Origin of the sequence: Streptosporangium sp. NPDC049078, from assembly GCF_040648855.1 — a bacterium.
Lineage (GTDB): Bacteria > Actinomycetota > Actinomycetes > Streptosporangiales > Streptosporangiaceae > Streptosporangium.
In genome coordinates, this window is record NZ_JBEZEL010000021.1 from 49,188 (window position 1) to 68,388 (window position 19,201).

Genomic DNA, 19,201 nt, shown 5'->3' on the forward strand with positions numbered 1-19,201 from the left:
GACGGTCTCGCGGTCGCGACCGGGATTGTCGGTCTGTTCCGCTACGTTGCCGCCATGGCGGATTTCGTACTGGTCGCAGGTGCGTGGCTCGGGTCGTGGGCGTGGGACGAGGTGGTGCCCGAGCTGCGCGCGGCCGGGCACGGCGCCCATCCGCTGACACTGTCCGGTCTCGCGGACAAGCGGGGCGTGCCCGCCGGGCAGCGGACCCACGTTCAGGACATCGTCGACGAGGTCGAACACCGCGATCTGCGCGACGTCGTCCTGGTCGGGCACAGCTACTCGGGAATCCCGGTCGGTCAGGCCGCCGAGCGGATCGGTGACCGGTTGGCCCGCGTGGTCTTCGTCGACTCCGACGTTCCGGCCGACGGAGAGTCCTTCGTGTCCGGCTGGCCGTACGGCCGGGCGATGGTGGAGGCCTCGATCGCCGAGACCGGCGGCTTCTGGGCGCCGCCTGCGGCGGCCGGTTACGACGGCCAGGGTCTCACCGGCGAGCAGATCGCCCGGATCGTGAGCGGCGCGACGCCGCATCCGGGCGCCACGTTGACCGAGCCGGCGGTGCTGGCACGCCCGCTCGGCGAGCTACCGGCGACGTACGTCAAATGCCTGCTCGACGGCGACGAGCCGAGCGACGACGTCGCCAAGCTGCTGAGCGGTGAGCACTGGCGGCTGGTCAAGATGGACACCGGTCATTGGCCGATGTTCTCCCGGCCGCGAGAGCTGGCGCGGATCCTGCTCGACGAGGCCGCGACGTGATGGCCACCGCCGTTCCGGCCACTGTTGTCAGGCGCATGAGTGGACGGTGTGGGAGTGCCTGAGCGGGGCGCGGGTGCCGGGGCGGAGCGCGGCGGTCTCGCGTGGGTGGTGACCGAGCTGGCCGCGCCCCAGTACGTCGCGGTCGCGTTGCCGCCGGTGGCCGGTCTGCTCGCCCACGGATGGGTGGGCGCGCTGTGGGGTCTGCTCGCGTCGGCGCTGTGTGCCGGTGTGCCCGTTGGGGTGATCGCGGTCGGCGTGCGGCGGGGCCGCCTGGACTCGATGCATCTGGTCGACCGGAATTCTCGCAGGGGGCCGATGCTCACCGGGCTGATCGCGGTGGTCGTCGGTCTGGTGGTGCTGGTCCTGCTGGACGCGCCGCTCATCGTGACGGCCACGGCAGGGGTGATGCTCGGCTGGATCCTGGTCATGGGGGCGATCACCTTGACGTGGAAGGTCTCCTTTCACACGGGGGTGTCCGCCGGGGCGGTGGTCGTGCTGGCACATGTGCTGCCCACCGCGGTGACGCTCGCGGTGGGTGCCGTCCTCGTCGGCGTGATCGGGTGGGCTCGGGTGAAGGTCTCCCACCACACGCCCGCCCAGACCCTCGTGGGTGCGGTGACCGGGGCGGGCGTGGCGTGGGCGGTGCTGGCACTGACGCTCTGACTCCGCCTTCGGTTTCGCGTGCTCCATCCCGAGGTCGTGCTCCATCCCGAGATATGGGGCCGCACGCCTCAGCGCAACGACGACCTGGCCGTGGGCGCCAACCGGAGCCGCCGCGGAGCGCCGGTGAGGGTTTCCGACAGTTCCGGGAGCACCCGATCGCGCCATGTGCGTGAGCCGGCCAGCCGCTCCTGGTGATCGGCGAGATCGTCGGGACCGGCGAACCGGGAGAACCACACGAAGACGTTCTCCCCGGTGCGGACCGGCAGGGCGGGGAAGGTGTTCTCTGCGTACTCGGTCCGCAGGCAGGCGAGCGGCCGTGCTCCGATCTCGGTCAGCACCGGTCGTACGGAGCGGTCGAAGAAGTCCGCGAACGCGTCGTCGAACGGCCGGTCGCGGTGACAGAGCGTCGCGACGACGATCGACGTCGGAGTGGCATCGCCGAGTGGAGGCCGTGCCGCTGCCGGGAAGTCCTCTCGGGTGCGCAACAGCAGCACGTCATCGGAGTCGATCATCGTCGCGTTGGCCCGATCGCGGTTCGCCTTCCAGACCGGACCGCCGTAGAAGGAACGCAACGCCTGGGCGCGGTGCTCCATGTCGGGGAATCCGCGGAGCCAGACGAATCGGTTCGGAGCGTCGAGGTCGCGGAACTGGCCGATGACGGTCATTCCCGTCGCCTCCTGCGGCTCGACGAACTCCCGCTCGAAGAGGTCGATCAGTACGTCGCGTTCACCCTCGTGCAGGGTGTACTGCCTGAGCTCGACGATCGGGTATCGACTGTCCTCCACCGGTGAGGCTCCTTCCGTTTTGATGGAACAAACATTGTTACTACTGAAGGCGCGTGTTGCCCGAAGGTGGGCGTCGGTGCGCCTACAGGCAGTCCCGCAGCACGTCGGTGATCGAGGTGAGAGCGAGTTCGCGGCGCAGGCTCTGGTCGGCCCGGTCGTAGACCACGTCCAGCACGGGCCGGATACCCCTGCCGATCGGGCATTCCAGGTTGGGTTCGGTGCGGTGCATGGCGAAGAGCGGTTCTCGCTCCACGGCGTCGTACACCTGAAGCAGGGTGATGTCCTCGGGCGCGCGGGCCATGCTCCAGCCGGCCCCGGCCCCGTGGCGGACCTCCACCAGGCCCGCCCGGCGCAGATCGCCGAGGCTGCGTCGGATGATCACCGCATTGGTGTTGACGCTGGCGGCGACCTGCTCCGAGGTGAGCCACTCCTGCCCGCGCCGCTGGGCGAGCGCGATCCAGGTCAGCGCGTGTACGGCGATCGTCAGCCGGCTGTTCGCGGCCATCGGCCCTCCTGTCTGTAACAAGGCATGTTACAGCTAAACGGCCGGCGCGGAACCGGACGCGGAGCGCGCGAAAAGCGATCGGGTGCTTGGTCGTACGTGTTCACCGGCGGCGACGTGAGCTGATTCAGGTCTTTCGGACGGTTAGGCACAGGATCGGCCGATCATTGATTAAAGGCGGTCCCGGTATCCGGAAGGTGCGCGAGCAGCGCCTTCCCGAACGCCGTCGCGCGGGCCGCCTCGTGAAAGCCCAGGTCCAACGGCATTCGGGCCCGTGCGGCCTCACAGCCGGGACCTCAGCACGTCGACCTCACAGCCCGGCGCGAACGGGTCGAAGCCATGCTCGCCCAGCCAGCGAACCACCAGCAGACTCCGCAACGACCACCAGGCGCGGATCACGTCGAGATCGACGTCGGTGCCGTAGCCGGTGACGACGTCGCCGAGGTGCTCCTCGTGTCCGAGCGTGAAGGTGGCGAGGTCGAACAGGGCGTCACCTCGGCCCGCCTCGGACCAGTCGATGATGCCCGTGATCTCGTCGCCGTCGACGAACACGTGAGCGATCTGCAGGTCGCCGTGCGTGAACACCGGAGTCCACGGCCGGAGCGCGGCCTCGGCGACCTGGCGGTTGCGGGTGACCAGGTCGGCGGGCAGGACGCCGTTCGTCACGAGCCACGCGCACTCGCGGTCGAGATCCGCCGCCAACTCCTCGACGCCCCGGCCGGCCTGGCCGAGCCGGGGCGGCAACGGCGCGTCGTGCAGCTTCCGGATGGCGGCGCCCGCCGCGGCCCACGCCGCCGGGGACGCGGTCGACGGCTCGCCGAGGCGACCGAGGGCCGTTCCCGGGACCGCGGTGATCGCGAGCACCGGCGGCTTGTGCCACAGGACCTCCGGGGTCGGGACCGGCGCCAGGGCGATCGCCTCGACCTCGACGTCGATGCGCGCCTGATCGGCGTCCACCTTCAGGAAGACGTCCCCGACGCGCAGGGTCGCGCGCTCGGAATGGGCGACGACTACTTCGACCTCATCCATGGGCAGCCAGTATCCCGGGGATGATCGTCGAAGTCGCCGGGTTTGTCGCGTACGACGGCGCGGCGGCCGACCGCTGGTCGTCGCGTCGACGAGGAGGTTCGGTGCCTTCGCCCGGTGCCGGAGGAACCCGGGTCGCAGTCGGGCGCGAGCGGGTCAGAGGAACCCGGGTCGCAGTCGGGGGGGCGAGCGGGTCAGCCGAAGCGGACGAGCCCCTGCTCGAAGGCGAAGACGACGGCCTGGACCCGGTCCAGCGCGAGCGGTTCCGGGAGATCGTCTCACGGGCGGGGGAGCGCGCCCACCTCATCGTGGCCACCCACGACATCGCGGACCTGGCCGGTACGTACGACTCGGCCGTGGTGCTCGACGCGGGCGGGGTGGCCCACGGCCAGCCAGCCGGCGACCGGCGCCGAAGGAGACAGCGCGTTCGACAGGACGGCCGACAACTGCCAGGTGAGCCGGTCCTGTCCGGTCGAGGCGGCGATCCTGGTCGCCTGCAGGAGGTTCGTGTGGTCACGCTCGGACCAGTCCACGGCGGCGTTGTAGTCGGGGAAGGTCAACGGCTGCACACCGTCCGCCGGCGGTGTGAGTTCCACCCGGGCCTCGGCGGGATTGATCCAGCTCTGGGCGGCGTCGGCGGTGTGCAGGTACCACTCCAGCACCCGCCGTAGCGCGTTCTCCCGTTCCTCGGAAGGTTCTTCCTGCTGTACCTGGTCGGCGGCGTAGGCACGCAACAGGTCGTGGAACTGGTAGCGGTCCGGTGCCGTCTGCTCCAGGAGGTGGGCGCCGACCAGGGAGTCAAGGAGTTGCCGGGTCCGGCCGGGAGACAGGGCGGCGAGGGCCGCGGCGGCGTGGAGACCGAACTCGGGGCCTGGATGCAGGCCCAGCATGCGAAACAACCGGGCGGCCTGCTCCGGCAGGGCGCGGTAGGACCACGCGAACACCGTACGGACGGCTCCGGCCTCTTCGTCGTCTCCCGTGCTCAGGGCGTCCCACAGGGCGGACCTGTCACGCAGGTCGGCGATCAGGTCGTCCAGCCGCATATGCGGGTTGCTGACGGCGCGTTCGGCGGCGATGCGCAGGGCGGGCGGCAGTCGGGCGCATCTTGGAACTCGTCGGTGCGATTGACGAACCCGCGCACATCGGCGGGGAGTTGCCGCGGGGTGAGGTGAGCGGAGTCGCCTCGGCCCTGTTTGCCGTGGTCGTGGAAGTGAACTCCGCCACTGACGTCTCTGGCTTGTACGACATTACGAGAGGACCCTGACAGCTCGGAACGCGAACCGCCGGAGTGCTCTTCTCCCTCTCCGGTCTTTCTGACGTCTACTCCGTCTTCGGCTGGGGCGAGTGAAGATGGGCCAACTCGCGGTCGAAGTAGGAAACAACATCTTCACCGGCCTCATAGAGGCTTTGGATGTATTTTTCCCAACCTGCGATGAAGCCGGGATCGGTGTAGCGGACCGCGCCGTCCGGGACGCCGGTCGCGGTGTAGAGGACGTGGTAGAGGGTCCGGCCGCCGAGGATGACCACTTCCGGCAGTGGATCGGTCTTCTCCAGGGCCTGCACCCTTTCCGCGCCGATCACACGGATCCTCTCACCGCACTCGGCGCGGATCCGCAGAGAGTGCAACTCCCATCGCATATACGGTGTGAGCGGTGTCTCGACCACGCGTACCCGGTGAAAGAAGGAGCCGCGACGTTCGTCCTCCCGGCTGAGCGCGAGCAGGTCGTCCCGTCTTTCGTCGAGAAGCCGCAGCGCCTCGTCCCAGTCGCCTCGGCGAAAGGCGTCACGACTTGGACTGCCCTGCTCCTCGAAGTGCTGTCGCCGCTCGAACTTCCAGGAGTCATGATTGCGAATCAGCGCGTCCCGTTGCCGGAAGTCACGTCGGTAGGCTTCCCTGACGAGTTTCTCGCCCTGTGGGGGAAGGGGGAAAGGGGCGTCGGGATCAAGCATCGGGGATGTCCGTCTTCGCCGTGTCCTGTGCTCTGAGCGGTTTCGGGGAGCCGAAGGTGATGCCGCCTTCGATATCCCTCGCCTGCACCGCGCTGCCGTGCACGGTGCCGCTGATCTCGTTGTGGACGCCACCCGGTTCGGGTTGGGCCGCTTCCGGGCGCGAGGAAACAGTGCCGTAGATCGCGAGACCCAGTCCCAGCAGTCCGACAAAGGCCCCGAGAACGCTGGCGAGCTTGTCGGCGCGATCCAGGCCGACCGCGACGAAATACCATCCCAGCGCGGCCAGCGCCACCAGCGCCACGGCCACCCCTGACCAGGTCAGTGCGCGTCTCGACATGCGTTCAGTGTCCGCCATGTTCCACGGTGGCGAAAGCCCGCGCCGCGAAACCTGCCACGCCTGGCGACCCGGTTCGTTGGTCGCGCCCCTTCCGGCTGTGGGTCGGGCGTCCGTCGGCTTCGCCGTGCGGGGCAACCGATCAGGACTTCGTCGAGGAGGTCGGGACAGCCGCATGGTCTGGGTACCGATGACGTTGAGGAGTTTCCGCCCGTCGGCGGTGTCGGTGCCGGGTGCGGTGCGTGCCGCTTGACGTCAAGCAAACTTTAGGTTTGAGACTGTGCGCGAAGAGATCGAGAGAAAGTGGTCGATATGCGCATTGTTCAGGTGACCGCGTTCGGGGGACCAGAGGTGCTGGTGGTGGACCGGGCAGCGGAGCCGGTCGCCGGAGCCGGGCAGGTCGTGGTCGGAGTGTCCGTCGTGGATGTCCTGTCCCTTGAGACGCAGCTTCGCACCGGTTGGGGCACCGAATTCTTCGGCCAGAAGCCACCGTACGTGCCGGGGGGCGGGGTGGGCGGGCGAGTGGTCTCCGTCGGGGAGGGGGTTGATCCCGGCTGGGTCGGCCGCGACGTCATCGCCATGACCGGCGACGGAGGGTACGCCGAGCGGGTCGTGGTCCCGCTGGAGGCCCTGGTCCCAGTACCGGACGAGCTGGGTGTGCGGGAGGCGACGGCGCTTCTCCAGATCGGTCCGGCCGCGCTGAGCCTGGCCGGCGCGGCCGAGGTCAAGCCCGGGGAGCGAGTGCTGGTCACCGCGGCGGCCGGAGGGCTCGGCACCCTGCTGGTGCAGCTTGCCCACGCGGTCGGTGCTTTCGTGATCGCGACCGCCAGGGGCGGGCACAAACTCGACCTGGCTCGGGAACTGGGAGCCGACATCGTGGTCGACTACTCCGAGCCGGGGTGGCTTGAGCGGGTCCGGGAGGCGGCCGGTGGCGGGAGGCTGCCTGGGGCGGCCGGCGGTGCCGGGGTGGACGTGGTCTTCGACGGTGCCGGGGGCCGGATCGGCCAGGACGCGTTCGGGGTCACCGCGCGCGGCGGCAGGTTCTTCACCTACGGCGTGCCCGGCGGGAGCTTCGCGGAGATCGATCCCGGGGAGGCCGAACGGCGTGGGGTGAGGGTGCACGGGATGGAGCAGGTGCAGTTCGCCCCGGAGGAAGGCAGACGGCTGGCCGGGCTGGCGCTGTCCGAGGCGGCGGCGGGCCGGATCAGGCCGGTCATCGGACAGACCTTCCCCCTCGATCGGGCCGCCGAGGCGCACGCCGCGATCGAGGCGCGCGACACCGTGGGGAAGACCCTGCTGCTGGTCTGAGAGGTTCACCGGCCGGGCGCTCTCCCCACTTCTTTCCGTGCCCTCGTCGTGGCGCACCGGGGTCGTGGGCCCGGCGGTTCATGCCGTCAACCGGGCGTACAAGCGCTCAGAGGGAGAAAACCATGTCCCAGGCCATCCGCTATGTCCGCTACGGCGGTCCCGAGGTGCTCACTCTCGACGATGTTCCCCTCCCCGATCCCGGTCCAGGTCAGGTACGGGTCGCGGTACGGGCCACCGGTGTCAACGGCATCGACTGGAAACTCCGCAGCGGGTTCATGGACCGTGGCCGGCGGCCGGGCGGGCCCACCGGTGTCGGTGTCGAATTCGCCGGAACGATCGAGGCTCTTGGTGCCGGTGCCGGTGCCGGTGCCGGTGCCGGTTCGGGTAAAGGTGTCGGGGGTTGGAGTGTGGGTCAGGCCGTCTTCGGCAGAGTCCTCTCCGGTGCCGCGGCCACCCATGTCCCGGCCGACATCGGGAACCTGCTGGCCATGCCCGCCTGGCTCTCCTTCGAGCAGGCCGCCGCGCTGCCGGTCGCCGTGGAAACCGCCTGGCGTACTCTGCGGGAGCTCGACGTGACGGAGGGGCACACGCTGCTGATCCACGCGGTCGCCGGTGGTGTCGGGTTGGTCGCCGCGCAAATCGCCAGGACCAGGGGGGTGCGGGTGGTCGGCACGGCGAGCCGGGCCCGTCACGATTTCCTGCGCGACCTGGGCGTGCGGCCGGTCGAGTACGGGGATGGCGAGGGCGGAGAGGGCGGCGGGGACGGCGAGGGCATGGCCGGGCGGGTACGCGCCGCGGCCCCGGAAGGTGTCGACGCGGTCCTCGACGCCTCCGGCCGCGACGTGCTCGCCATGTCGATAGAACTGGCCGGTGGTCCGGACAGGGTGGTCACCATCGCCGACGGACGGGCCGCCGAGTATGGTGTGCGCTTCTCCAGCGGTGTCGGCGGGAGTCCCCTGGAGGAGGTCTTCGTCGAGGTCCTCCCCTTACTGGAGCGCGGCGCGCTGCGTGTGCCGATCGAGAGGACCTTCCCGCTGGAAAGGATCGCCGACGCGCATCGTCTCAGTGAGCAGGGACATCTCCTCGGCAAGATCGTGATCACTGTTCCGTGACGTGGGATTCGCGGTCGCCGGCTCCGCCGGGGTGACGAGGTGAGATCGGTGTGGAACTCCTGGGCAGAGCCTCATGAGGCTCTCGTTCGGGTCTTGCGAGGCCCCGGGTCGGGATCCTGTGAACCTCCCGGCCGGACCTCACGGGTCCCGATGTGGCGCTGCACTCATTTGGTAACGGTGATGTAACAGACCTTTACCGGTGATTACGTTCGGTGGTTGACTCCGAGCATCCACTGTAAGCGCTTCCACCTTCAGTCGTCGTTGAGTGTAAGCGCTTCCACTCGGCAGGGAGATCGGACGACAGGTGGCAAACAGCGACGAAGGTCAGGGTGCGACCATCTACGAGGTCGCGCAGCGGGCGGGTGTCTCCATCGCCACGGTCTCCCGGGCTCTGCGCAACACCGGACCCGTCTCGGCGGGAACACGCGAGAAGGTGCTGAGGGCGGTCGAGGAGCTCAGCTTCACCCCGAGCCGCCTCGGTGTCTCCCTCGCCCAGGGCCGCCACGCGGCCAACGGGATCGTCTTCCCCGACCTGTCGGGCCCCTACTTCGCCGAAGTCCTCCTCGGCTACGAGGAGGTGGCCTCCGAGCTCGGCCGTTCCGTGCTCATCCTGTCCACGCGCGGGCGGGCCGCCGTACAGGACCTGGTCAGGGACCTGGTCGGCAGGGTGGACGGCATGGTGATCTTCGGCAGGACCGTAGAGGACGCCGTGGTGGACGAGATCGTCAGGAGCAGGACGCCGCTGGTCCTGCTCGCACGCGACCCCGTCGAGCGGGCCGACGCGGTCTGCAGCGAGAACACCTCCTCGGCCGAGGCGCTCACCGCCCACCTGCTCGGCCACGGTTACTCCACCTTCGCGATGGCCGGGGACGACGACGGGGGCGACGTCACCCAGCGCTGGACCGGGGTGAGACGGGTCCTGTCCGACCACGGGATCCGGCCCCCCGAGCCGCTGCCCTGCGAGTTCACCGTGGAGGGCGGGTACGAGGCGGGGCGGACCCTGCTCGCCGGGAAAGCAGGGAAGGCGGGAAGAGCCGGTGGAGCGGGCCGGCCGCAGGCGGTGATCTGCGCCGACGACCAGGTGGCCCTCGGCGTCATCCTGGCGGCCGAGGAACTCGGCCTCGACGTGCCGGGCGACGTGGCGGTCACCGGCTGGGACGACATCATGGCCGCCCGCCACGCCAGGCCCGCCCTCACCACGGTGCGCCAGCCCATGCGCCTGCTCGGCGCCAGTGCCGCCCGCGCGCTGGACGAACTCATCAGGGGCACTCGCAACGTCCCGAAGTCCGAGATTCTCCCCACCCAGCTGATCGTCCGATCCAGCTGCGGTCCTCACCCCCTGGAGGAAAAGTGAAGAAGTACGCCGTCGGGATCCTCGCGCTGGGACTGGTGCTCGCCGGGTGCGGCCGGAGCGGGGACGGGGCCGCGGAACAGGCGAGGGAGGTCGACACCGGCAAGGCCACCGGGGAGGTCACGGTCTGGGCGATCGGGGCGGAGGGGGAGGCGCTGGGCGCCTTCGCCAAGGACTTCGAGACGGCGAACCCCGGCATCACGATCAAGGTGACCCCGCTCGGCTGGGACGTCGCCCACGACAAGATCACCGCGGCCATCGCGGGGAACGCCACCCCCGACGTCACCATGCTGGGCAGCACCTGGATGGGCGAGATGGCGAAGACCGGCGCCCTCGACCCCACCCCGGCCGACCTGATCGACAGGTCGGCGTTCTTCCCCGGCGCGTGGGGCACGGTCGAGGTGGAGGGGACCGCGTACGGCGTGCCCTGGTACGTCGAGACCCGCGCCCTGTACTACCGCAAGGACCTCGCTTCGAGGGCGTCGGTGAAGCCGCCCGTCACCTGGGAGGAGACCACCGCCTTCGTGAAGGCGCTCAAGGAGAAGGGCGGCGCCTCGCTCGGCGTGGAGCAGAACTTCCGGCAGGGCTCCTGGCAGGAGGTGCTGCCGCTGGTGTGGCAGGCGGGCGGCGAGATCGTCTCCGACGGGAAGTGGACGCTGGACACGCCCGAGATGGTCAAGGCGCTCAAGCAGTACGGCTCGTTCTTCGAGAGCGGGCTCTCCAGCACCGACCAGCCGACCGGCGCCTTCCCGCAGACGTTCGTCAAGGGGAAGGTCGGCGCCTTCTACTCGGGGCCGTGGATGATCGCGGGCCTGGAGAAGGAGGGCGGCGACGGCTTCGGGGACAAGTTCGCCGTCGCGCCCTACCCGAAGGGCAGCGCGGGAGGTCCCAGCCTGGTCGGCGGCAGCGACATGGTGGTCTTCAAGGACGCGAAGAACCGCGACGCGGCCTGGAAGTTCCTGAGCTGGCTCGTCGACCCCAAGGTCCAGGCCACCTGGTACACCAAGGTCAACGCGCTGCCCAGCGTCGAGGCCGCCTGGCAGGACCCGGCGCTCACCGCCGACGAGCGGGTCACCGTCTTCGGTGAGCAGCTCAAGGACGCGAAGGCCGTGCCCGCCGTCCCGACCTGGGAGCAGGTGGCCAAGGTGATGGAGACCGAGGTCGAGAAGATGGCCCTGGGCAAGCAGAGCGCCGAGGAGACGGCCAAGCGCGTCCAGGAGCAGGCCGAGACCATCGGGACCGGGGTCTGACCATGGTGGTCAGCGAGCGGGTGGACTCGCGTGAGTCCACCGCACCGGCCCCCGCCAGGCAGTGGAGCCCTCGGGGCGGATTCCGCCGCACCGGTCTGGCCTGGATCTTCGTGACGCCCTTCGTCGTGATGTTCGCGGTGTTCTGGGCGGGTCCGCTCCTCGTCGAGCTGGGCATGAGCTTCACCGACATGCGCAGTACCGACGTGCGCGACCCCTTTGCGGTGAACCTCGTCGGGCTCGACAACTACCTGCGGCTCTTCGACGACGAGCTCATGCGTCAGGCGGCGTTGAACACGCTGATCTTCGTGGTGACCGCGCTCCCGCTCACCATCGCCCTGGGCCTGGGCGCGGCCGTTGCGCTGAACTCGGGGATCGCCCGGCTGCCGGCCGCGTTCTTCCGGCTCGGCTACTACCTGCCGTACGTCACCAGCATCATCGGCGTCGCGGTGGCCTGGAGGTTCCTGCTCGAACCCGACGCGGGTCTGGTCAATCAGGTGCTCGCGGCGGTGGGCGTGGACGGCCCCCGCTGGCTCGCCGACGAGAACCTGGCGCTTCCCGTGATCATCGTCATGACCGCCTGGCGGAGCTTCGGCTTCGACATGGTCGTCCTGCTGGCCGCCCTGCAGGGCATCCCCAGGGAGCTGTACGAGGCGGCGGAGGTCGACGGGGCCGGTCGCTGGGAGCGTTTCCGCTCCGTCACGCTGCCGATGCTCCGTCCGGCGCTGCTGTTCTGCACCGTCTACAGCTCGATCGGGTTCGCCCAGTTCATGGAGGAGCCGCTGGTGATGACGCGGGGAGGCCCGGCGGGAGCGACCACCTCGGCCTCGCTCGCGATCTACAACCAGTTCGGCTCGGGCAACTACGGCTACGCCGCCGCGGCGGCGAGCGTCCTGTTCACCGTGATCGTGGCGCTGGCCGTCCTGCAGTTCCGGGTCGGGAGGTCCAGATGACAACCGCTTCGGGTCGTAAGGCCCCCGCGAGAGGCCAGGCTTCCGGGAGGCCGGGGCGCGGGGCCCTGGTGAAACGCCGCTTCTCCACGTACGCGCTGCTCAGCGCCGGGCTCGTGCTCATCGTGCTCCCGTTCGTCTGGACGCTGCTCACCTCGTTCAAGCCGGAGACCGAGATCAGGCGGGATCCGCCGGAGTTCCTGCCGACGCAGTGGACGCTCGGCAACTACGGCGAGCTGCTGGAGAAGATGAACATCACGCAGGTGTTCCTCAACAGCGCGGTGGTGGCCCTCGCCACCGTCGCGGGCAACCTGCTGTTCTGCTCGATGGTCGGATACGCCTTCGCCAAGATGGCCTTCCGCGGCAAGAACGTGCTGTTCGCGCTGGTCCTGACGCAGATGGCGCTGCCCGCCATCGTGGTGATGATCCCGCAGTTCGTGCTCATCGCGAAGCTCGGCCTGGTGAACACCTTCCTCGGGATCATCCTGCCCGGCCTCGTCACCCCGCTGGGCATCTTCCTGATGCGCCAGTTCATCGCGGACATCCCCGACGAGCTGATCCACGCCGCGCGGGTCGACGGCGCCAAGGAGTTCCGGATCTTCTTCAGGATCGTGATGCCACTGTGCAGGCCCGCCCTCGCCACGCTCGGCCTGATCACGTTCCTCGGCTCGTGGAACAACTTCCTCTGGCCCGCGGTGGTGGCCCAGAGCGAGGACAAGTACACGCTGCCCGTCGCACTGGCGATCTTCAACGGCTACCAGGGGACCCAGTACGGGCTGCTCATCGCCGGGGCGGTGGTCGTCGTGCTGCCGGTCCTCGTCCTCTTCGTCTTCCTGCAGCGCTTCTTCACCCAGGGCATCGCCTCCACCGGACTCAAGTAATCCACGTAAGGAGCCCTCGTGCGTCGTCGTCACGCGGCCGCCCTGGCGGCCTGTCTCGCCCTGATCGCGGCAGTCCCCTCTCCCGCCTCGGCCGCCCCTTCCCCCGCCCCCGCTGTCTCCCCTTCCGAGTCTCCCCTGGTATCCCCCGATGTCCCCTTGACAACGTCGACACCCGCGACGGCTTCGACGGCGGGGCGGCAGCGGGAGGTGCTGCGCCGCTACGCCGCCGACACCTGGAAGTCCATGGTCGCGATGACCGACCCGGCGACCGGCCTGCCCTCCGACAAGATCGACGGCTCACTCGCCCCCGGCACCCGCGCCAAGGTGACCTCGCCGACCAACATCGCCACCTACCTGTGGAGTACGGTGGCCGCCCGCGAGGTCCGCCTCATCTCCAAGGACGAGGCCCGGCGCCGCGTCGCCGCGACGCTCGCCTCGACGGCGAAACTGGAGCGTCACGCCCCCACCGGGCAGTTCTACAACTGGTACGACCCGCGCACGCTGCAGGTCGTGCGCACCTGGCCCGAGGACGGCTCCGTCGTACAGCCGTTCCTGTCCAGCGTCGACAACGGCTGGCTCGCGGCCGCCCTCATGATGATCCGCAGTGCCGTGCCCGAGGTCTCCAAGCAGGCCGGGGCGCTGCTGGGCGGCATGGACTTCGAGTCCTACTACGACCCGCAGGCCCGGCCGGACGCGGGCACCGGGCTGCTGCGCGGCGGGTTCTGGCCGGAGAAGCCCACCGGCTGCTCGGTCGAGAGCGACTACAACGACTCGGGGACCACGGTCCACTCGACCTGCCACCACTACGGCGCGCTCACCGAGGCGAGGATCGCGAGCTACGTCGGCATCGCCCTCGGCCAGCTCCCGCCCCAGCACTACTACGGCATGTGGCGAACCTTCCCCGACACCTGCGACTGGTCGTGGGCCGAGCAGAAGCCGGTCGGCACCTGGCGCACCTACATGGGCGTCAACGTCTTCGAGGGCACGTACGGCTACCGGGGCATGCGCCTGGTGCCCACCTGGGGCGGCAGCATGTTCGAGGAGCTGATGGTGACCCAGCTCGTACCGGAGGACGTCTGGGGCGCCAGGAGCTGGGGCCGCAACCAGCCCGTCTACATCGCCGCCCAGATCGAGCACGGCATGAACGAGGCGAAGTACGGCTACTGGGGCTTCTCCCCGTCCAACGACCCCGCCGGAGGCTACCGCGAGTACGGCGTGGACGCGATCGGCATGGACACCCCCGGCTACACCTCCGACCAGGAGCGCACCTCCGTCGACTACGGGTTCGAGGGGTGCCGCGAGGGGCAGCCGGAGCCGGAGTCCTACGGCGACGGCGTGGTCACCCCGCACGCGTCGTTCCTCGCGCTGCGCCACACGCCCGGCGCGGCCCTCGACAACCTCGCCAGGCTCAGGACGAACTTCGACGCCTACGGGCCGGGCGGCTTCTACGACGCGGTCGCCGTGCGCAGCGGCAAGGTCGCCAAGCAGTATCTCGCCCTCGACCAGGGAATGATCATGATCGCGCTCGGCAACGCGCTCGCCGACGACAGCCTGCGCCGCCACTTCGCGACCCGCGACGTCACGGCGAAGCTCGCGCCCGTCCTGCGGCAGGAGGAATGGGCCGTCGTGCCTCCCAGATGACCGTCGTGCCCGCCAAGTGAATCGTGCCGCTCACGCGCGTTGTTCCTCGCGCGTGAGCCGCACACCCACCCCACCCACACCGACCATCGGGGAGACGTATCCATGAGCACGGCCGACGCCGCACGCCGAGACTGGCAGGCCCGCATCTACCGGGCGTCGGGGGAGGTGACCGCGGCCGGACGGGTCGAGGTCACCGCCCCCCGGGGACTGCGCGCCGACAGCGGAGGCGGACAGGTCACGCTGACCTGGGAACGGGTGGCCGGGGCCATCGGCTACCTCGTCCACCGCGCGCCCGCCGAGGCGGGGCCGTACACCTCCACCAAGCAGCCCGACGTCGACGTACCGGCCGTGCCGGATCCGCGCTACGTCGACACGCACGGGGAGCCCGCCTGGTACAGAGTCGCCGCCGTCACCACGATGGAACGGGCCGGCCCCTTCACCGAGGCGGTGTTCGCCGCGCCGCTCGCCGCGCCGGGCGCGACGGTCCTGCGGGTCGACGCCTCGACCAGCACGCGGCTCCTGCCCAGGCCGTGGAAGTACATGATCGGCTCCGAGCACCTGTCGTACATGCTCTCCGCCGACACCGTGGGCGGCCGCCCGATCGGCCCCGAACTGGTCGAGGCGCTGCGGACGACGCGGGAGGAACTCGGCGTCGAGACCGTGCGCGCCCACGCGATCCTCTGCGACGACCTCGGCGTCTACCGGGAGGTGGACGGCAGGCCCGTGCACGACTTCACCCGGGTGGACGAGGTCTACGACACGATCACCGCGCTCGGCATGCGGCCGATCGTGGAGCTGTCGTTCATGCCCCGCGACCTCGCCTCCGACCCGTCGAAGACGGTCTTCGGCTACGGGGCGATCATCTCGCCGCCCAGGGACTACGACCGGTGGGGCGACCTGGTCCGCGACCTCACCCGCCACCTCGTCGAACGGTACGGCCTGCGCGAGGTGGTCGACAACTGGGCCTTCGAGGTGTGGAACGAGGCGAACCTGGAGGTCTTCTGGAGTGGCACGCCACAGGAGTTCTTCCGGCTGTACGACGTGTCGGCGGCGGCGGTCAAGGACGTCCACCCCGACATCCGCGTCGGCGGCCCGTCCTCGGCGGCGAACGGCTGGGTCCAGGAGCTGATCGACCACGTGGACGCCTCGGGTGCGGCGCTCGACTTCGTCTCCACCCACACCTACGGCAACGCCCCGCTCGACTGGCGGCCCGTCCTGGAACGGCACGGCCGCGAGGGCACGCCGATCTGGTGGACGGAGTGGGGCCCCACCCCCACGCACTTCCACGGTATCGGCGACGGGCCGTTCGGGGCGACGTTCCTGCTGCACGGGATGAGGTCGGCGGCCGGGCGGGTGGACGCGCTCTCCCACTGGGTGGCCTCGGACCACTTCGAGGAGCTGGGCCGCCCACCGGCGCTCTTCCACGGCGGGTTCGGCCTGCTCACGGTCGGCAACCTGCGCAAGCCCCGCTACCTCGCGCTCACCCTCGCCGACCGCCTCGGCGAGGACGAGCTCGCCTGCTCGGCCACCGGTGACGTCGCGGGAGTCGAGGTGTGGGCGGCGCGTTCGGCCACCGGCGCCGTCGGGGTGCTGGTGTGGAACGGCACCCTCGACCAGGACAGGGCCGGCGGCGCGGCGATCCTGTCACGCGAGGTCACCCTCACGGTCGAGGGACTCGCCGAGGGGGAGTACACGGTCGGCCACCACCGGATCGACGAGCGGCACTCCAACATCCGGGCGGTATGGGCGGAGATCGGCGGGGGCGCCGACTGGCCGGAGGGCGGGCAGTGGGACCGGCTCCGCGCCGCGAACGGCCTGGACGAGCTGGAGCCCGCCCGTACCGTCCGCGCGGAGGACGGGACCCTGCGGCTGGAGTTCACCCTGCCGATGCCCGCCGTCTCCTACCTGGAGTTCACCCTGGCGTGATGCGGGGATGCCCGCCGTCTCCTACCTGGAGTTCACCCCGGTGTGACGGGCACGCGCGTCCGTCCGAGTGGCGGGTGAGCGGAACCGCCATGGCGCTTTTCGGGAACCGCAGGCACGCGGGAGGGCAACAACGGGTGTCCTGACCGAGAGCCGAGAGGCCGGATATGAGCGAAACGAGCCGAACCCGGACGGGGGCGGGCGGCGCCTTTCCCGCCGACGAGGCGGAGGCCGACGACGCCTCCCTCATCGGGCGGTCCCTGCGGGAGCCGGAGGTGTTCGCCGCGCTCTTCCACCGGCACGCGCCCGACATCAAGCGCTACGTCACCCGGCGGCTGGGAGCGGACGCGGCCGAGGACGTCGTGGCGGACACCTTCCTGGCGGCGTTCCGGGGGAGGGAGGGCTACGACCTCTCGCAGCCCGGCGCGCGCCCGTGGCTGTACGGCATCGCGACCAACCTGATCAGACGGCACAAGCGTGTCGAGGTGCGGCGGCTGCGCGTTCTCGAACGGACCGGCGTCGATCCGGTGACCGTTCCGTTCACCGAGCGCAGCGACGAGCGGCTGAGCGCCGACGCCGTGCGGCGCAGGCTGGCGGCCGCCCTGGCGCGGCTGCCCGCGGGCCATCGGGACGCGCTGCTGCTGGTGACCTGGGGCGGTCTCACCTACCCGGAGGCCGCCCGGGCGATGGGCGTCCCGGTGGGCACGGTCCGTTCGCGGGTCAACCGGGCGAGAGGCAGGGTGCGCGAGGAGCTCGGCGGGATCGATCCCACGTCCGTCAGCGAGGAGACCTTCCATGGATGAGATGACCCAGGTGAACCGGTTGCGTTGCGAGGTGCCCCGGCCGGGCCCGGCGGAGTTGCGCGCCGAGGAGTCGCGGCTGCTGTCGGAGATCGCGGCCCTCGGCGCGGCGCCGACGGCACCGCCCGCACGCAGGGCACTCCGCCCGGCGAGCCTCACCGGGAACCTCGGGCTGAGCCTCAGGACGAGTCTCGCGGTGGGGGCCGGGGCCGCGGTGGTGGTGGGACTCGGCTTCGTCGGCGCCGACTCGTACCTCCTGCGGGAGAGGACCGTCCAGATGGCGCCCGTGGCGATGTCGGCGGTCCTCCAGCGGGCCGCCGACACCGTGAGCCTGCGGGACGAGCTGCGCCCGAAGCCGGGGCAGTTCCTCGCCTACGAGTTGCAGGTCATGTTCCCGGTCAGGCTCAAGGAGGGCGGGAAGGACGTCCGCTACCTCGACCGCAGCCGGTTCAGGGTGTGGCTGCCCGTCGCGGGTTCCCCCCTGGACGGCGGGGTCATGACGAGCGAGCACCTGGAGCCGAGGCCGTTCCCCGGGGAACCGCTGCCCGCCGAGGCCGAACGGCGGAGGGGAGGCGCCGGGGCGCCGTCGAAGCTCACCGGTTACGACATCCGTCCCGACCACCAGCGCACCGACTACGTCTCGCTGAGCCGGTTGCCCACCGATCCCGAGGGGATGCGCGAACACCTCTACCGGGGCCTGGGACGCGATCCCCTCGCCGACTACAAGGCGTGGGGGAGCGTCGGCTCGATGATCACTCAGGCGTACCTGCCGTCCGCCCAGCGAGCCGCGCTGTTCAGGGCGGCGGGGACGATCCCCGGCGTCGAGACCGTCGACGAGGCCGAGGACGCCGCCGGACGCAGGGGGGTCGCGGTGGCCATGGTCAACCGGCTCGGCGGGGTGCGGCACGAGTACATCTTCGACCCCGTCACCTACCTGTACCTGGGCGAGCGCGTCGTCGTGGTGGACGAGAGCGCGGCGGGAGCGCCCGAGGGCACCCTGCTGAGCTCGACGGCGCAGCTGAAGGTCGAGGTGGCCGACCGCGCGCCCGAGGTGGCCGCGCCCGCTTCGACCCCTGAACAGCACAGACCGCTCAATCGTGACACACAGCCCGAGGGGTATTAATCCACACTTTTAATCATGGAACAAGGGGGTGGCGAATCCGTCATTCTCTGCCACCATTGCCCCATGCACGCCTTCCGTCTTGTTCGCGCCGCGGTGTTCGCGGTCGTGTGCGTGACGGCGTCGCTGGTCATGCACGTGCTGGCCGGAGGCAGTCCGGTGGGGCCGGGTGTGCTGGTCTGGGCGGTGCTGCCGACCGCGGCGGGCGCGTTCGTGCTCGCCCGGCGGCGGCGTGGTTTCGGCATGCTGCTGGGGGCGAGCTTCGCCGCCCAGTACGGCATGCACCTGTGGTTCACCTCCGGTGCGCTGCCGCCGTCGACCGGGCATGAGCACGGCGCCGGTGGCCTGTCCACCGGCCTGTTCATGGTGCTGGTGCACGCCGTGATGGCGCTGCTGTCGGCCCACTGGCTGGAGCGGGGGGAGCGCGGTCTGACCACGCTCCTCTACCTGCTCTTCGCCTCGCTCCTCACCCTGCTGCGGTGGCACGCGCCCGTCGCCTGCCGCCTCACCCTCCTCTCCGCCGCGCCCGACGACCGGGTCTCACCGGTCGCCCGGCTGCTCGCCGCCGCCGTCTCGCGCCGCGGGCCGCCCGCTCCCTCGCACGCCGTCTGACATCGGGCCGTCGCGCCCGGACGCCGCCGTGCCCTGCCGGGCCCGCGTCTCCGAGCGCCGTACCTTCCCCGACCGTGGATCGTCGCGCCGTCGCGTCCTTCCCGGCCGGTGAGCCCGAGCGCCGCCCCGTCGGCGCCTGACGGCACCCGCAGGTTCCTGTCTCCCCCATGCCGTACGGGCCCGCGAGCCCGGCTCCCACCATGCCCTCCCGCTGGTGAGAGCCGGAATTCCGCCTGCCCCGCG

General features: G+C 70.5%; 19 protein-coding genes. 13 read left to right on the forward strand and 6 right to left on the reverse strand.

Going from position 1 to position 19,201, the window contains the following annotated elements; translation table 11 throughout:
• The first annotated feature begins 54 nt into the window (after positions 1 to 54).
• Both AB0B90_RS31450 and AB0B90_RS31455 read left to right on the forward strand, forming a co-directional pair.
• A complete protein-coding gene (locus AB0B90_RS31450) occupies positions 55 to 753 on the forward strand; it encodes an alpha/beta hydrolase (RefSeq protein ID WP_362926106.1) in 699 nt (232 codons plus the stop codon).
• A 54-nt stretch (positions 754 to 807) separates the two neighbouring features.
• A complete protein-coding gene (locus AB0B90_RS31455; protein WP_362926107.1) occupies positions 808 to 1,416 on the forward strand; it encodes a hypothetical protein in 609 nt (202 codons plus the stop codon).
• Between the two features lie 68 nt (positions 1,417 to 1,484).
• On the opposite strand, the gene AB0B90_RS31460 is transcribed toward AB0B90_RS31455, so the two are convergent.
• From AB0B90_RS31460 to AB0B90_RS31485, 6 genes are all read right to left on the reverse strand, one after another.
• On the reverse strand, positions 1,485 to 2,201 hold the full coding sequence (locus AB0B90_RS31460; RefSeq protein WP_350945118.1) for an NIPSNAP family protein: 717 nt from the start codon (positions 2,199 to 2,201) through the stop codon (positions 1,485 to 1,487).
• Positions 2,202 to 2,283: 82 nt separating this feature from the next.
• The gene (locus AB0B90_RS31465; protein WP_362926108.1) at positions 2,284 to 2,706 is read right to left on the reverse strand and encodes an Rrf2 family transcriptional regulator; all 423 of its coding nucleotides are present in this window, start codon (positions 2,704 to 2,706) and stop codon (positions 2,284 to 2,286) included.
• Positions 2,707 to 2,985: 279 nt separating this feature from the next.
• The gene (locus tag AB0B90_RS31470; protein ID WP_362926109.1) at positions 2,986 to 3,732 is read right to left on the reverse strand and encodes an aminoglycoside phosphotransferase family protein; all 747 of its coding nucleotides are present in this window, start codon (positions 3,730 to 3,732) and stop codon (positions 2,986 to 2,988) included.
• Positions 3,733 to 4,007: 275 nt separating this feature from the next.
• Positions 4,008 to 4,772, reverse strand: coding sequence for a hypothetical protein (locus AB0B90_RS31475; protein WP_350945123.1), 765 nt, complete (start codon positions 4,770 to 4,772; stop codon positions 4,008 to 4,010).
• 277 nt (positions 4,773 to 5,049) lie between these two features.
• Positions 5,050 to 5,679: a DUF6879 family protein gene (locus AB0B90_RS31480; RefSeq protein WP_350945124.1), complete on the reverse strand. Its 630-nt coding sequence runs from the start codon at positions 5,677 to 5,679 to the stop codon at positions 5,050 to 5,052.
• Positions 5,672 to 6,016: a hypothetical protein gene (locus tag AB0B90_RS31485; RefSeq protein WP_350945126.1), complete on the reverse strand. Its 345-nt coding sequence runs from the start codon at positions 6,014 to 6,016 to the stop codon at positions 5,672 to 5,674. The genes AB0B90_RS31480 and AB0B90_RS31485 overlap by 8 nt, the downstream gene beginning before the upstream one ends.
• 309 nt (positions 6,017 to 6,325) lie before the next feature.
• Between AB0B90_RS31485 and AB0B90_RS31490 the strand changes: the two genes are divergently transcribed.
• From AB0B90_RS31490 to AB0B90_RS31540, 11 genes are all read left to right on the forward strand, one after another.
• Positions 6,326 to 7,321 (forward strand): zinc-binding dehydrogenase, encoded by a 996-nt coding sequence (locus AB0B90_RS31490; protein WP_362926110.1) that lies wholly within the window; start codon positions 6,326 to 6,328, stop codon positions 7,319 to 7,321.
• A gap of 122 nt (positions 7,322 to 7,443) precedes the next feature.
• On the forward strand, positions 7,444 to 8,433 hold the full coding sequence (locus tag AB0B90_RS31495) for an NADP-dependent oxidoreductase (RefSeq protein WP_362926111.1): 990 nt from the start codon (positions 7,444 to 7,446) through the stop codon (positions 8,431 to 8,433).
• Between the two features lie 304 nt (positions 8,434 to 8,737).
• Positions 8,738 to 9,787, forward strand: a complete 1,050-nt coding sequence (locus AB0B90_RS31500) for a LacI family DNA-binding transcriptional regulator (RefSeq protein WP_362901732.1) — start codon at positions 8,738 to 8,740, stop codon at positions 9,785 to 9,787.
• On the forward strand, positions 9,784 to 11,034 hold the full coding sequence (locus tag AB0B90_RS31505; protein WP_362926112.1) for a sugar ABC transporter substrate-binding protein: 1,251 nt from the start codon (positions 9,784 to 9,786) through the stop codon (positions 11,032 to 11,034). Before AB0B90_RS31500 ends, AB0B90_RS31505 begins: the two co-directional genes overlap by 4 nt.
• 2 nt (positions 11,035 to 11,036) lie before the next feature.
• On the forward strand, positions 11,037 to 11,984 hold the full coding sequence (locus tag AB0B90_RS31510) for a sugar ABC transporter permease (protein ID WP_362926113.1): 948 nt from the start codon (positions 11,037 to 11,039) through the stop codon (positions 11,982 to 11,984).
• A gap of 68 nt (positions 11,985 to 12,052) precedes the next feature.
• The gene (locus AB0B90_RS31515) at positions 12,053 to 12,862 is read left to right on the forward strand and encodes a carbohydrate ABC transporter permease (RefSeq protein ID WP_362926114.1); all 810 of its coding nucleotides are present in this window, start codon (positions 12,053 to 12,055) and stop codon (positions 12,860 to 12,862) included.
• 156 nt (positions 12,863 to 13,018) lie between these two features.
• Positions 13,019 to 14,503 carry a glucoamylase family protein gene (locus AB0B90_RS31520; RefSeq protein WP_362926115.1) on the forward strand — a complete coding sequence of 495 codons (1,485 nt, stop codon included), beginning with the start codon at positions 13,019 to 13,021 and terminating at the stop codon, positions 14,501 to 14,503.
• 102 nt (positions 14,504 to 14,605) lie between these two features.
• Complete coding sequence (locus AB0B90_RS31525) at positions 14,606 to 16,429, forward strand: hypothetical protein (protein ID WP_350945139.1); 1,824 nt, start codon at positions 14,606 to 14,608, stop codon at positions 16,427 to 16,429.
• 164 nt (positions 16,430 to 16,593) lie between these two features.
• Positions 16,594 to 17,229: an RNA polymerase sigma factor gene (locus AB0B90_RS31530; RefSeq protein ID WP_350945141.1), complete on the forward strand. Its 636-nt coding sequence runs from the start codon at positions 16,594 to 16,596 to the stop codon at positions 17,227 to 17,229.
• On the forward strand, positions 17,222 to 18,349 hold the full coding sequence (locus AB0B90_RS31535) for a CU044_5270 family protein (protein ID WP_362926116.1): 1,128 nt from the start codon (positions 17,222 to 17,224) through the stop codon (positions 18,347 to 18,349). The genes AB0B90_RS31530 and AB0B90_RS31535 overlap by 8 nt, the downstream gene beginning before the upstream one ends.
• A 63-nt stretch (positions 18,350 to 18,412) precedes the next feature.
• Positions 18,413 to 18,958 (forward strand): hypothetical protein, encoded by a 546-nt coding sequence (locus AB0B90_RS31540; protein ID WP_362926117.1) that lies wholly within the window; start codon positions 18,413 to 18,415, stop codon positions 18,956 to 18,958.
• The last annotated feature ends 243 nt before the right edge of the window (positions 18,959 to 19,201 follow it).